The organism is Neobacillus sp. CF12 (assembly GCF_030348765.1).
GTDB lineage: Bacteria > Bacillota > Bacilli > Bacillales > Cytobacillaceae > Neobacillus.
In genome coordinates this window covers 618,199-630,739 of sequence record NZ_JAUCEU010000007.1, presented here as the reverse complement: position 1 = coordinate 630,739, position 12,541 = coordinate 618,199, and the positions used below count along the sequence as shown (strand labels likewise).

Here is a 12,541-nt window from a genome sequence, read left to right as displayed (position 1 = left end):
TAGGAGGGATTGCTATGAGTAGTAGCGAATTGAGTTTAATTTTACAAAGAGTAAGAGAAGAAAAACCACTTGTACATAATATTACGAATGTGGTTGTTACTAACTTTACGGCAAATGGGCTTCTATCTCTTGGGGCATCACCTGTCATGGCCTATGCACCAGAAGAGGTTGCCGACATGGTAGGCATTTCTCGCTCACTCGTTCTCAATATAGGGACATTAAACAAAGATGTGGTCAGCTCTATGATTCTAGCAGGAAAAACGGCGAATGAGCACGGGATTCCTGTCATCTTCGATCCAGTTGGAGCGGGCGCAACACCTTTCCGAACGGAAATGGCGCAAAAAATAATGAAAGAAGTGAAAATATCTATTCTTCGCGGAAATCCAGCTGAAATTGCCAATGTACTAGGGGAGAAATGGGAGATCAAAGGTGTTGATGCTGGTGAACAGCAAGGAAGTAGTGTGGAATTGGCCATAACTGCCGCACAAAGACTGAATACGATTGTCGTTATTACAGGGAAAGATGATGTACTGACAGATGGAGAGACGACTTATCTTGTATCCAATGGACATCCGCTTTTAACGAAAGTGACGGGGACGGGCTGCCTATTAACCTCTGTAATCGGAGCCTTTGCGGGAGTGGAAAAGAACCTTTTACTTGCTGGATTAGCAGCAGTAACCTTCTATGGAATTGCAGCGGAAAAAGCAATCGATATGGTTGGCGCTTTGAAACCTGGTAGTTTCCAAATTGAATTTTTAAATCAACTTGCCCTTGTTGCTCCAGAAGATATCCATCAATTCGCGTCATTCAAACAGGTATAAGGAGGGAGCAAAATGAAAAAAGCATTAACGATAGCCGGTTCAGATAGTGGCGGTGGTGCAGGAATTCAGGCGGATTTAAAAACGTTTCAGGAGTTAGAGGTTTTCGGCATGTCTGCTCTGACCGCTGTAACTGCCCAAAATACCTTAGGGGTTCAAGCAGTATACCCGATGACAGCAGAAGCAGTCATTAAACAAATTGAATCGATTGGCGAAGATATGGGGACAGACGCTCTGAAAACAGGAATGCTGTTTAATGCAGAAATCATCAAAGCTGTTTCTGAATTGATAGAGTACTATAATTGGAAAAATGTCGTGGTCGATCCCGTTATGATCGCTAAAGGCGGAGCGTCCCTGCTCCAAATGGAAGCTATTACGGCATTGCGTGAATATTTGTTACCCCATGCACTGGTGATTACACCTAATATTCCTGAAGCAGAAGTTTTAACAGGGATGTCGATTCGAACGCACGAAGATAAACAGGAGGCCGCTAAACGACTTTTTGAATTAGGCGTTAAGAATGTAGTCGTAAAAGGAGGGCATGATGAAGGCCAAAATGTCTCGGTGGATATTTTGTATGATGGAAATGATTTTACGACTTTTACAAGTACTAGAGTTCAAACAAAGAACACACATGGCACAGGCTGTACGTTTTCTGCGGCTGTCACGGCAGAACTTGCCAAAGGTGTTAGCGTTTATGAAGCAGTGTTAAAAGCGAAGAATTTTATTCAAGCAGCGATTGAAGATCAGCTTTTGATTGGGCAAGGACATGGGCCAACCAATCACTGGGCGTATCGAAAAAGAAATGTACTGACAAGGTAGGAGAGCAGATGACGATTCTTAATAGGAATGCAGTTAGAGAAGCATTGAAGGTTTACTTTATCATGGGAAGTCCAAACTGCATGGACCAACCAACTCACGTTTTGCGAGAAGCGATTGAAGGAGGAATTACTCTTTTTCAATTTCGCGAGAAGGGAACCGCAGCATTAACGGGTGATAAAAAGATTGAACTAGCCAAAGAACTCCAGAAAATATGCCGAGAGTATCAGATTCCTTTTATTATTAATGACGATATCGAATTGGCGATTGCCCTTCATGCGGACGGGGTGCATATTGGGCAGGAGGATGAGCCGATTGAGGAGGTAAGAAAGAAGATTGGCTTTGATAAAATCATTGGAGTTTCCGTACATAGTTTCGATGAGGCCATTTCTGCGTTAAAGGGAGGAGCCGACTATTTTGGAATCGGACCGGTTTTTCCAACAACAACAAAAGCAGACGCCAAACCCTCAAACGGAACAAAGTTAATTGAAGAATTACGAGCGAGAGGATTAGGTATTCCGATTGTTGGGATTGGCGGAATCACTGCGGAAAATGCTGGTTCTGTCATGAGAGCGGGAGCCGATGGCGTTTCAGTTATTACCGCCATCAGCCATGCTGAATCCGTTATAGAAGCAGCAAAAAATTTAAGTAATAGTGTAATAGAAAGCATTTAGTCTATTATTCTATTGGAGGGATTTTTTTATGAGAAAAACGCATAAACTCACCTTGACTGCAATGATGGTTGCGATTGGCACACTCTCGAGTAATTTATTGTTTATTCCTGTTGGTGTCACAAAGGTGTTTCCGATTCAGCATTTCTTAAATGTGTTGTCTGCCGTTCTTTTAGGACCTTTATACGCAGTAGCGCAGGCCCTATGTGTATCGATTTTACGCAATATCATGGGGACTGGTTCGATTTTTGCTTTTCCAGGAAGTATGGTTGGTGCCTTTTTAGCTGGCATCCTTTTTATGAAAACTAGGAAAATCTATATGGCCTTTTTCGGTGAAGTGATCGGAACGGGCATTATTGGAGCGATCCTTTGCTACCCGATCGCTACATTACTACTTGGTCAAAAAGCAGCACTTTTTGGTTTTATTCCGTTGTTTATTTTTAGCTCTTTTGCGGGTGCATTGATTGGTGCCATTATTCTATCAATCTTTTTAAAAAAGCAAAATACACTTAATATTACCCTGCATTAAATTAACAATGTAACAATGTTGTCAATAACTTCAGGCCACTTTGAAGAATGGTAGACGTATAATAAATATATAGAAGATAAAGGTTTTACCATGAGAGGATGATAACAATGTTAACGGATTATTCGAGAATCGTTGTTGCATATGATCATTCAGAACTGAGCAAAAAAGCTTTAAATATGGCATTAAATTTAGCAAAGCAGGATAAACAAATTCAATTGAATGTAGTTATGGTCTTGCAGCCAACCAAACCTCTGCCTTATGCTTATGGGTTTGTTTCGTACGATGATTCTCAACGTGAGGAATTAAACACCGTACGTAAGGAGATTGAACAAGATTTAACTCCGCTGCCAAATAAAACAAGAACATTCTTATTAGAAGGTAACCCAGGGCAAATGATTGTTGAGTTTGTAAAGCAAAATAATGCAGATTTTGTTGTAATGGGTAGTAGAGGATTAAGTGGACTTAAGGAACTATTCTTAGGAAGCGTAAGTCATTATGTCGTCCAAAAGGCACCATGTCCAGTTTTAATTGTAAAATGAGTAATAAAACCCCGTTTCTTAGTGGAAACGGGGTTTCATTTTATTTATGCTGATTTGAGATTAAAGGGACAAAATTCTCGTAGCTATCTAAATGAAAATCAGCTTCGATGTTTCGGTTTTGAAAGGCAAGTGTTTTAATCCCTAATTTTCTTGCCGGAAGTAAATCTAATTCCCTGTCACCTACGACCAAATCAATATGATATTTTTTCAAGACATGTTCGTAAGAAGCAGGATGGGGTTTTCGATTGAAACCATGCTCTTCAACAGAAACGATCTCCTTAAAAAAGTGCGATAAATGGTATTTTTCAAGAAGATAGATGGTAGATTCCATATCCCGATGGGTCACAATAATATTATTTTCAACTGCCCCTAATACTCTTTCTAAATGCTCAAAAGGTTTACTGAACTCTTTTGAGAATTGTTTATCGATCCTTTTATATTCCGGCCGTTTAGTCTCATCGATTCCATAATGTTTAAAGGCAGTTAGAGAATCGATCTTTAGCCATTTTAAGACCTCACTGCGGTCGAGGTCTCGTTGACTTAGCTTTATAAAACCATCGACCAGGGCTGGATATGTATCAAAAAGCGTTCCATCAAAATCCCATAAGATGTTCAAATTAAATCACTTCTTTCTTTGTATTCTAAAGAGTAAACTTTAACATTTTTTCTTTCATAAAACCAGCAATATCAATATTTTAGACTTACAAATATGGTAAATTAGAGGGAGGGAAAATAGAGATATATTCTTCCTTACATACAAGTTTTGCAGTTCCCTTTTTGGGAACTTTTTCTGTTTTAAAGAAAATACATGAAATTGAGGTGTATTGATGAAGTTTGTATATTTTAACGATACAGGGCGAGAGGTATTGATTCATCCAGCGACTAAAATTCATGGGACTGAATGTCAGATGGAGCCCATCCAGCCATTAGAACAACGATTATTTACATTACCAGAGGGGACGTCTCCGTGGATTAAAATGTGGGATTATGATGAATTAGGTTTAAGTATATTGGTTTCACCCATCATCTTTAATGAGAACGACGATAAAACATCCCTACAAAACTCAATTAGTTGATTGAAAGACTAGAAAACGCCATTCCTTGGGAATGACGTTTTCTTCGATGTTTTTTTAACGCCACCATTGCCACCACTTCTTTTGATAGGCTGCAGCTATCTGTTTTCTTGTTTCTTCCTCTATCATTTTACTACGTTCATCCACCATTCGCTCCGTGCGTTCAACATACTTTAATATTTGATTAATCTTGTCTTCTAGGTAAGCTTCCCGAATAGCCTTTTCCTTTAAATGTTTAATTAAATCTCCGTTTATTTGCTCTAAATGTTCTATACGTTCAACTAACTCGTCAAGATTACACGTTTGATGATCATCCAGGATATCTGTATTTTGTGTTGGTTCAGGACCTGATTCAGTATCTGTTTTATTTTCTTCAGAAATCCAGGTCATTACTGCCTGCACTGAATGTTCCATGGTCATCCCCGGTTGCTTACTTGTTTCAATTAGTTTGCGGAGCGTGATAACATCCTTTTCAAAATAGATCCTGTGGCCTCTATTATTTCGGTGAATGCGATACGCGTGGCCTTCCAAGAGAGTGGCATACTTTCGTAATGTATTACTATCGATTCCAAGCAATTCTTGCACTTTACCTGGTGAATAAATTTCTGTCATACCCTATCACCTCCGCAATAACTCGTACAACTAAAGATAAATTCATTATAACAATTGATTTTTTAAGAAATTGTCGAAGCAACAGGTATTCACCAATTTGTAATTAGACTATTAAATTCTCTTAGTATAAGTAACAAAATAAGGCATTCTCCCATGGAAGATTGATAGTTTTCTATATTTATAACCTCAAACACCAGGTTTAAAAAAATTATTGATAAACTTATCTTTCGTGGTTTATATCATAACAAAAGTGTAAAAAATTTCTTGAAATATCCTAAAGTTAAAACAAAGGAGGAAATAAAATGTTTCTTACTTGGTTAATGTGTATCAGTTATTTCATAGGTTCCTATTATATTACCGTTGTGATTTTTGATCGTCTAAAAGAAAAAGATCAAGCAGACCTAGCTGAGCTAGATGCTCAACTTAAAAACATGGCAGTAAATCATACACCTTCTATGAAACAAGCAGTCTAAGAAAAAAAGTAAAATTAAATATAGAAATGAAGAAAAAAATAAAGTTTCCTAATAAAAGACAAGGCATCTGAACCCATTCAGGTGCCTTTTGTCTTTATCCTGTTTTCCAACTGTCCTCCTGGAGTGGACAGTGTCCACGAGCGGTGACAGGCACGAGGTATTTTGAACTATTAAAATAGGCTTTTGTATCAGTAGCAATACCCACCCACTGTACATATTTTGTTTAGGAAGGTAATGCAGTGTATTTACCTATTTATAAGTTTGTTCTTTGCCCATTTCAAGTAGCTGCTGCCCTTTATATATATAAGGAGGTAATAAAAATGAATGATTTCCAAAGTCAACTCCAGGGGTTAAGTCTTGGAGATTTCCAAGCGACCCAGGCAGTTCCGTATGACCCAAGCATGTATTATACTGATCCTACTCGATTTGGTGGTTTTGGCGGTATTGGTGGTATTGGCGGTATTGGTGGTATTGGTGGTATTGGGCGATGTTTTAGTTGCTTTAGCTGCTTTAATTGTTTCAATTGCTTCCATAATTGCTTTAATTGCTTCCATAATTGCGGCGGACATCGCTGCCATAATTGCGGCGGCGGACATCGCTGCGGAGGACACAATTGCGGTGGCGGCCATCGTTGTGGTGGCGGAGGCCATCGTTGCGGTGGCGGAGGCCATCGTTGCGGCGGTTGATAGCTATAGATTTTTAACCAAAGCTCCACTTAGAAATAGAGAGGAGAAGAGCCCTACATATGTTGTTGGGGCTCTTCTTTGCAGAATTAACATAAGGGACAAATTGCGATACATAGGATGATAGTGATGATAAATAAATATGAAGAAAGCTACGGCTAAGGAGGAACGCAATGACGAATATGAACCCTTCTATGCGTCTGAAAGTGAAAAGGGACACGTTTTTTCTCCCTAATCCCAACAGTGGTGTGTTTTTTCGGAACAATGTAAGCTCGTTCCGTATGGAAGGCAGTATGATCGATCAATGGGTTGAAAAGCTAATCCCAATGTTTAATGGCGAGTACACCTTGGAGTATCTGACACACGGTTTGCCGGTGGCATACCGAGATAGAGTGTTTGAAATTGCAGAAGCACTGTATCGAAATGGGTTTGTTCGAGATGTGAGCCAAGATCGTCCGCATCAATTGAAGGAACAGGTTCTAAAAAAGTATGCTTCTCAAATTGAATTTGTGGATAATTTGCTCGATTCGGGTGGGTTCCGTTTTCAGAACTATCGTCAAGCGAAAGTGTTGGCAGTAGGCTCTGGTCCTTTTTTTGTTTCGTTGGTTGCATCGTTACTTGATTCCGGATTACCCAAGTTCCACATGCTGATCACTGACAGTGTTCAAACGAATAGACAGCGATTAATGGAACTCGTTGCACATGCCCGTAAAACAGACGCTGATGTGGAGATAGAGGAGGTCACACTAAACAAACAGGAGGGAATTTCCTGGGAAGAGAGTATAAAACCGTTTGATTATATTTTATATGTGTCAGAAACGGGTGATCTAGAAGAACTCCGGCTTCTACATAGGGTTAGCAGAGAAGAGAAGAAAGTGTTTCTCCCTGCTATCTGTCTAGAGCAGGCGGGTTTAGCTGGTCCGTTCGTGCACCCAGAAAGAGAGGCGGACTGGGAGTCTGCATGGCGCCGTATCCACCAAGGGGCTCTCTTCAAAGATCAGACATTTTCAAGTTCCTCTGCTACACCCGGAGCCATGTTGGCGAATGTAATCGTATTTGAGTTGTTTAAAGACGTTACGGGTGTGACCGAAAAGGAACAGAAGAATCAATTCTTTCTTCTAGATTTGGAAACGTTAGAAGGAAACTGGCATTCATTCATGCCTTATCCACTGGTGACAGAACAAACATCATCTAGATTGGTTGAAGATATAGATATGCGACTAGCACAAGGAACGGAAAGAGGAGATCCGGGTAAATTACTTCTTTCCTTCAACCAGTTGACATCTACGGTAACCGGAATTTTCCATGTTTGGGAGGAGGGGGATTTAAAGCAGCTGCCTTTGGCTCAGTGCCGAGTTCAGGCAGTCAACCCATTGGCAGAGGGACCAGCTGACCTGTTAGGTGATATTGTCTGTACAGGACTGACACATGAGGAGGCAAGAAGGGAAGCGGGTTTGTCCGGAATTGAAGCGTATGTATCACAAATGGTCGGTTCGCTTGATCTACCTCCGGAAGTGGAGGTTGGAGCAGGTGAAACGTTTGCGGAAAGTGTTGGCCGGGGATTGCAAAGATGGTTGGACGAGGAGTTAATCAAACAAAGCCTTGAACAGGAGTATTCCGTCCTCCCGGTGCAGTTAAGTACGGTAGAAGATGAACGCTGTGATTTTTATTTACAGGCACTGACGACTTTGCGGGGAGCACCAACTATAGGGATTGGCGAGGAAGTGTCCGGATTCCCGGTTGTGTGGATTGGTACCAATGACCAATGGTATGGCAGTGTTGATTTGAATATCACAATGGCATTACGAAATGCGCTTGTGCAGGCAATTTTCAATGTACAAAATGTAGATGAATTCGTTATGGCACGATCATTAGAGTTTTCGTCCATGATTCTGGATGAAAAAGTGCCGATAAGCATTGAAATTCCTGCGTGTGAAGAGAGAATACAATCCGAGAACTTGCTGAATGCTATCGAAATCTTGGAACGGAACGGAAAGCAGTTGTTTGTATATGAACTAGAACTAGAACCTTTTTTGAAAGAGGGTTTGGCAGGGGTATTTGGGGTATTGGTTCAAGAGGAGGGATTAAGGTGAGTGCTGTCATGTTGGTTGTAGGAGAAGGGCTGCTGGCAGACCACATGTGTGAAGAACTTTCATCTCATTACATGGTATTTCGGCAAACCGATTTCGGGGCAATCGTACCCGGCAGTATTGATTTGGCATTGGTTTTACATGATGCATGGAATCCCTCTGTTCATCAAAAAGCAGAAGAGGTATTTCATCGAACGAATACTCCCTGGCTGAGAGGTTTTGTTTCTTTTGGAGAGGGCGTAATAGGACCACTTGTTCGACCGGATACACCAGGGTGTTCACAATGTATGGATATGAGGCGTCTTATGACAGGACACGACCGGAAAGAGATGTGGGAAATACAAAAGAGGTTGGAGTTAACAGGAGAAATGCAGCAGGAAGCTTGGGCAACACGTACGGGTCTTTTACACTTGGCTCACCTGGTCGTGGCGGAGGTCCAAAGAATTATCCAAGGTGATCAGGCTCAATCTGAAGGAAAGGTATGTTTTATCAATCTGAAAACATTGAAGAGTTCCTGGCACAGGTTTCTGCCCGTCCCCTTGTGTCAGGTTTGTAGTCCATTACCTGACGATTCACCAGCGTTGGCTCGAATTTCTCTGCAGCAAAGTCCGAAGGTTACCAGCGACAGTTATCGCAGTCGATCGTTAGATGACCTGAATAACGTTCTCGTTAAAGACTATCTTGATCATCGAACTGGCCTTTTGAATGATAAAATGGTTAATCTCGTACACACATTTGCTGATGTAAGTGTCAATTTGCCTTTGTTCGAGGGGGACGAGCGAACAGCCGGCCGTACTAACTCATTCGCAGTAAGTGAGTTAACGGCCATTTTGGAAGGGTTGGAGCGGTACTGTGGACTTGAGCCACGCGGAAAACGGACAGTGGTTCATGACAGTTATAACCATTTGAAAAATCAAGCCCTCAATCCGATCGAGGTAGGTGTACACGCAAAAGAACAGTATGATAGACCTGGTTTTCCATTTACAGAATTTGATCCAGATCGCCCGATTGATTGGGTATGGGGATATTCGTTTTTGCAAGAGCGTCCGATTCTGGTTCCAGAACTGCTTGCCTATTATAGTTTGGGCTGCGGATCACGAGGATTTGTCTATGAAACTTCCAATGGATGCGCGTTGGGCGGAAGTCTAGAAGAGGCCATTTTCTACGGTATTTTGGAAGTGGTGGAGCGTGATTCGTTCCTGATGACTTGGTACGCACAGTTGCCCCTCCCGCGTCTAGACCCAACCTCCATTGAAGACCAAGAGCTTCAGTTAATGATTGAACGGATGCGTGCGGTCGCGGAATATGATTTATATTTATATAACTCTACGATGGAGCACGGAATTCCAAGTATTTTAGCCATAGCAAAAAACAGAAAGGAAAAAGGGATGAATCTTATCTGTGCGGCCGGATCTCATTTGGATCCAGTTCGGGCAGTGAAAACGGCGGTTCACGAGTTAGCTGGAATGATGCTGTCATTGGATGAGAAATTAGAGTCGAACCATGAGGAGTATGTACGGATGTTGCAAGATTCTTCCTTGGTGCAACAAATGGATGATCATGGAATGCTGTACGGTTTGCAGCAAGCAGAAGAGCGCCTGCAGTTTTTGCTGGACGATCATCGTCCATTGCAATCATTTAACGAGGAATTCAAGTGGAACTCATCACATTTAGATCTTACCGATGATCTTCAGGATATAGTTCAAGTGTTTCGCCAATTAAATCTCGATGTCATTGTGGTTGATCAGACGACACCGGAAACGGCCCGAAACGGACTGTATTGTGTAAAAGTGCTAATTCCGGGGATGCTGCCGATGACATTTGGACATCACCTTACCCGAGTAACAGGGCTGGAGAGGGTGCTCAGGGTACCTATGGAACTTGGATATACAAATGAACCGCTGACAGCCGAACAGCTTAATCCACATCCTCATCCGTTTCCATAAGCGCATCACTAGGAGGATAGAGTATGAGTCTAGATGAGTTTTTGCACCATTTACATTTTGATATTGAGAAGGCAAGCATCCCAAATTGGGAAGTGGATTGGGAAGATAATCCACTTCCTTATAAACTATACCGCGGATTGCCTGCGGTCCCATTAACTCTAGATGTACCACTGACACTTGAAGGACTGAAACACTCCTTCTTGCCTGACCTGCATAAAATCGGCCATTTTCTTTGGTATGTTTACGGCCTTACACAATTTAGCCAATCTGTCTTTAGTTTGGATTCTACAGACCATTTAGAGGTCATGCAGTCGTGCAGGAGGTTTGCTCCTTCTGGTGGAGCTTTGTACCCAAACGAATTATACGTATATTTGAAAATCGAGGACCTGCCAGTTGGAGTGTACCATTATGATGTAGCACACCACCGCCTAATACTGCTGCGAGAAGGAAACCATGATTCTTATATTGCGAAGGCACTTGGAAATCGTTGTGACGTTTCATCATGTTTTGGCACTGTTTTTATATCGACGATGTTTTGGAAAAATTTTTTCAAATACAATAACTTTTCCTACCGTCTACAGGGATTGGATGCAGGTGTGTTGATGGGACAGTTATTGGAAGTATCAAAACGGTTCGGCATTGAATCAGGGGTGTACTTCCAATTTCTTGATCAGGCCATAAATCATTTGCTTGGATTATCTGAACGAGAAGAGAGTGTGTATTCAGTGATCCCTATGTCGGTGGAACCTACCATTTGGTCTGCCAATGGGAGAGAAGTAGACAGAATGGTTACTGCAGATGAGTTGTGCCGAGAGTTGCCACAGATTCAGCCTAATCACTATGTCAGGTCTCAAAGGGTTAAAGATTACCCGACGTTACTCAAGGTAAATAAAGCGTCCATGCTGGATTCTACAACATCGTTTCAGTTGATCGAGGCAAATGAGAATCGAAATTATAAGGGTCAATCGATAGCTCTGCCACATGCGGAGAGGTTATCGTATGATCTAGGATCTGTTTGTCGAAAGCGATTTTCTCCAGATATGGATTTCATTTTGGGAAAGGTAAGTCAAGTCGAACTGGCAAATCTGCTACACGAGGCAACGGATTCCTTTTTGTATCGAAATGATTTGGATGTTGTCCATCAGAATCATAAGCCTCGTGTGTCACTGAATGTCTGTTTGTATAATGTTGAAGGAATTCCTAATGGTGCGTATCAATATGATAGCACTTCTCATGTTTTACAGGAGGTCTATCTCGGAGATCATCGACTCCTACTGCAATCAGGTATGTCCTTAAATAATGTGAATCTACTCCAAGTGCCAATTTGCGTACATGTAACAGGAGTTAAGGATTACTATAAAAATACACTGGGATACAGAGGATATCGCATCCAACAAATGGAGGCTGGTATGCTCGTGCAACGTTTACTCTTATTGGCAGCAGCCAGCGGAATGGGGGGGCACCCGCTCCTTGGCTATGATTCCAACCTGTGTGATGAACTTTACCAGATGGACCCACAAGGAAAAACCAGCTTAATCCAAATTCCGATCGGTCCCTATCGACCTCGACCTTGGTTAATGGGAGGTTTGTTTAGTTAATAGCTTTCCTGCACCGATGTAGATGAATGTTCATCCAAGGTGCAGGACGTTTTTTTATGCATGGGGATATTTGCCCAATCCGTCAGTGACTAAATAGGTATCTAGATTTGTTTTATTATGTGATTATTAATTTTTGGTATTATAGCTTTATAGTTTTCATTCATATTTGTAAAATAGAAGAGTATTCAGATGATAGAAAACGTATATTGAGAGCAAAAGGGAAGTGTAAGAATAATGCTTTATATCAGGAATATTGAGAAAATCATTGAAGAAACTTTAGATCAACACAAATTAGGTATTAACTATGAAATTAACAATAAACTCAAAGTACCTATGAGCTATAACGTTTCGACAAACACGATAAAATTTAATTATCTTCAAGTTAACGGTTATATAAATAAAATTAGAATGAAAGAGACAGATGAAAACGTTGTTAAAATTATTCTTTATCATGTGATTGGATATTATATCGATTTTAAGAAAAACAAACATGATTTGAGGACCTTAAAGTACGGTGAAGACCACGAAATAGCAAAGCTTAGAATGGAAATAGAAACGAATGCTTGGGTGTATGGGAGGACATTGGTGCCTGAACAATTGTTACACTCATATGATCAAGTACGTGAATTAGATAGAGACCTAGTACATGGTCAACTAACAAATATATAATGATCATTTTACTCCGTGATG

14 protein-coding genes are annotated in these 12,541 nt (G+C 41.0%); 12 read left to right on the top strand and 2 right to left on the bottom strand.

Going from position 1 to position 12,541, the window contains the following annotated elements:
• The first annotated feature begins 14 nt into the window (after positions 1 to 14).
• The 5 genes from thiM to QUG14_RS03245 all read left to right on the top strand — a co-directional run bounded on the left by thiM (position 15) and on the right by QUG14_RS03245 (position 3,376).
• Positions 15 to 821, top strand: coding sequence for a hydroxyethylthiazole kinase (gene thiM / locus QUG14_RS03265; protein ID WP_289339120.1), 807 nt, complete (start codon positions 15 to 17; stop codon positions 819 to 821).
• 12 nt (positions 822 to 833) lie between these two features.
• Positions 834 to 1,640: a bifunctional hydroxymethylpyrimidine kinase/phosphomethylpyrimidine kinase gene (thiD, locus tag QUG14_RS03260; protein WP_289339119.1), complete on the top strand. Its 807-nt coding sequence runs from the start codon at positions 834 to 836 to the stop codon at positions 1,638 to 1,640.
• 8 nt (positions 1,641 to 1,648) lie between these two features.
• The gene (gene thiE / locus QUG14_RS03255) at positions 1,649 to 2,311 is read left to right on the top strand and encodes a thiamine phosphate synthase (RefSeq protein WP_289339118.1); all 663 of its coding nucleotides are present in this window, start codon (positions 1,649 to 1,651) and stop codon (positions 2,309 to 2,311) included.
• 28 nt (positions 2,312 to 2,339) lie between these two features.
• Positions 2,340 to 2,837 (top strand): energy coupling factor transporter S component ThiW, encoded by a 498-nt coding sequence (thiW, locus tag QUG14_RS03250; protein ID WP_289339117.1) that lies wholly within the window; start codon positions 2,340 to 2,342, stop codon positions 2,835 to 2,837.
• A 107-nt stretch (positions 2,838 to 2,944) separates the two neighbouring features.
• Positions 2,945 to 3,376, top strand: coding sequence for a universal stress protein (locus QUG14_RS03245; RefSeq protein ID WP_289339116.1), 432 nt, complete (start codon positions 2,945 to 2,947; stop codon positions 3,374 to 3,376).
• Between the two features lie 40 nt (positions 3,377 to 3,416).
• Here the strand turns inward: QUG14_RS03245 and QUG14_RS03240 are convergent, their stop codons facing one another.
• Positions 3,417 to 3,992: an HAD-IA family hydrolase gene (locus tag QUG14_RS03240; protein WP_289339115.1), complete on the bottom strand. Its 576-nt coding sequence runs from the start codon at positions 3,990 to 3,992 to the stop codon at positions 3,417 to 3,419.
• Between the two features lie 211 nt (positions 3,993 to 4,203).
• Between QUG14_RS03240 and QUG14_RS03235 the strand changes: the two genes are divergently transcribed.
• A complete protein-coding gene (locus QUG14_RS03235; RefSeq protein WP_289339114.1) occupies positions 4,204 to 4,452 on the top strand; it encodes a hypothetical protein in 249 nt (82 codons plus the stop codon).
• A 54-nt stretch (positions 4,453 to 4,506) separates the two neighbouring features.
• Here the strand turns inward: QUG14_RS03235 and QUG14_RS03230 are convergent, their stop codons facing one another.
• Positions 4,507 to 5,061, bottom strand: coding sequence for a MerR family transcriptional regulator (locus QUG14_RS03230; protein ID WP_289339113.1), 555 nt, complete (start codon positions 5,059 to 5,061; stop codon positions 4,507 to 4,509).
• Positions 5,062 to 5,363: 302 nt separating this feature from the next.
• Between QUG14_RS03230 and QUG14_RS03225 the strand changes: the two genes are divergently transcribed.
• From QUG14_RS03225 to QUG14_RS03200, 6 genes are all read left to right on the top strand, one after another.
• The gene (locus QUG14_RS03225; protein ID WP_289339112.1) at positions 5,364 to 5,534 is read left to right on the top strand and encodes a hypothetical protein; all 171 of its coding nucleotides are present in this window, start codon (positions 5,364 to 5,366) and stop codon (positions 5,532 to 5,534) included.
• 320 nt (positions 5,535 to 5,854) lie between these two features.
• A complete protein-coding gene (locus QUG14_RS03220) occupies positions 5,855 to 6,220 on the top strand; it encodes a heterocycloanthracin/sonorensin family bacteriocin (RefSeq protein ID WP_289339111.1) in 366 nt (121 codons plus the stop codon).
• Positions 6,221 to 6,390: 170 nt separating this feature from the next.
• On the top strand, positions 6,391 to 8,310 hold the full coding sequence (locus tag QUG14_RS03215) for a putative thiazole-containing bacteriocin maturation protein (protein WP_289339110.1): 1,920 nt from the start codon (positions 6,391 to 6,393) through the stop codon (positions 8,308 to 8,310).
• Positions 8,311 to 8,318: 8 nt separating this feature from the next.
• Positions 8,319 to 10,253: a TOMM precursor leader peptide-binding protein gene (locus tag QUG14_RS03210; RefSeq protein ID WP_483310790.1), complete on the top strand. Its 1,935-nt coding sequence runs from the start codon at positions 8,319 to 8,321 to the stop codon at positions 10,251 to 10,253.
• A gap of 23 nt (positions 10,254 to 10,276) precedes the next feature.
• Positions 10,277 to 11,851 (top strand): SagB family peptide dehydrogenase, encoded by a 1,575-nt coding sequence (locus QUG14_RS03205; RefSeq protein WP_289339108.1) that lies wholly within the window; start codon positions 10,277 to 10,279, stop codon positions 11,849 to 11,851.
• 234 nt (positions 11,852 to 12,085) lie between these two features.
• Positions 12,086 to 12,520, top strand: coding sequence for a hypothetical protein (locus QUG14_RS03200; RefSeq protein ID WP_289339107.1), 435 nt, complete (start codon positions 12,086 to 12,088; stop codon positions 12,518 to 12,520).
• Positions 12,521 to 12,541: the final 21 nt, after the last annotated feature.